At 65.7% G+C, this 1,270-nt stretch carries 1 protein-coding gene and 1 pseudogene; both read right to left on the reverse strand.

The window, feature by feature from the left end:
• Window positions 1–97: 97 nt before the first annotated feature.
• Window positions 98–856 (reverse strand): ATP-binding protein, encoded by a 759-nt coding sequence (locus H483_RS27015; protein ID WP_007633699.1) that lies wholly within the window; start codon window positions 854–856, stop codon window positions 98–100.
• Window positions 853–1,270: pseudogene (locus H483_RS0119300) on the reverse strand (IS21 family transposase); the annotation flags it as partial. The pseudogene H483_RS0119300 and the gene H483_RS27015, both read right to left, overlap by 4 nt.

The raw sequence follows: 1,270 nt of genomic DNA on the forward strand, positions 1-1,270 counted from the left end.
GTGTTTGGGACGCCTTTCGGAAAGCGCGGATCTGATGATCGGGTAGCGGTCGGACGGGTATCGGATAGCGGAGTGCACCCGTCCGACCGCTGGGCCGCTATGGCGTTGCCGTGGCGAGGTGCCGTCTCATGTTGGGTCCGTCGAGTGCGATGATTTCGGCGCCGGCGACGATCCGGTTGAGGATCGATTCGGCGATGACCGCGTCTTGGAGCGACTTGTACCAATCCGGCGGATCGAACTGTGAGGTCACCAGAGTCGAGCCCCGCCCTTCCCGAGCGGCCAGGATGTTGAGCAGCTCGGCCGCGGTGTGCGGGGCCACCGGCGTGGTCAGGAAGTCATCCAGAACCAGTAGGTCGCAGTTGTGCAGGTCGGTGAGGAAGTCCAGCCGGCGCTGCGAGGTCGGCTCCAGCACGGCGAGCCGGTTGGCCAGGTCGTCGAGCCGGAAGAATCTCGCGGTGTAGTACTTTCGGCACGCGGCATTGAGAAGCGCTTGGGCGAGGTAGGTCTTGCCCACGCTGGATTGGCCGAGCACGACGAGATTGCGAGTGGCGTCGATCCATTGACAGCTGGAAAGTCGTGCGATTAGCTCGCGGTTGACGTTGCGGTCAGGCAGGTAGCGGATCTCTTCTACGCAGGCGTCAGGGTTTGGCGATCTGGAGGCCTTGAGTAGTTTCTGGGTCCGGCGTTCCTGCCTGGCCGTGATCTCCTTGTCCAGGGCGTGGAAGATTTTCTCGGAGAAGGTCCACTCGTCGCAGGCGGGATCGTTGGCCAGGTCAATGACGGTCTGTCCGAACGCGGTCATCCGCAATTGCGTGAACAGTGGCATGTCGGCGTCGGTGAGATGACGATCAGTCACTGCAGCTCCTCCCGCCCCGCGGTGCCGCTGCTCGGGCTCGGGCCTCCTGTGAGGGCGGCGAGGCTGAACTGCTCCGGCCCGGCCAGATGCGCCCCGGTGGTATCTCGCCGATCCGGCGGTACCGCTACAGGCGTTGCGGTCGCCGGCGTCGTCGCTGCGGTCGTGGTGGTGGGTCGAGCGGCGGCCTGGGCCCTCAGGGCCGCCAGCTGCTGCTTGACGGCGGTGTAGCTGATCGCCCGGCGGGAGGTCTCGGAGACGAGTTGCCCGCAGGCCCGCTCGAGCAGCATCTTGTTGTCCCCGCGGGCCAGGGCGAGGATGTTCTGGCACGAACGGTAGCCCTGAGCCTCGATCCGCTGACGATCCAGGACCTCGCTGATCGCGGCGACGGTGTTCGGCCCGATCTTGTGGGCCTGG

This window comes from Dietzia sp. UCD-THP, from assembly GCF_000349585.1.
Taxonomy (GTDB): domain Bacteria; phylum Actinomycetota; class Actinomycetes; order Mycobacteriales; family Mycobacteriaceae; genus Dietzia; species Dietzia natronolimnaea_A.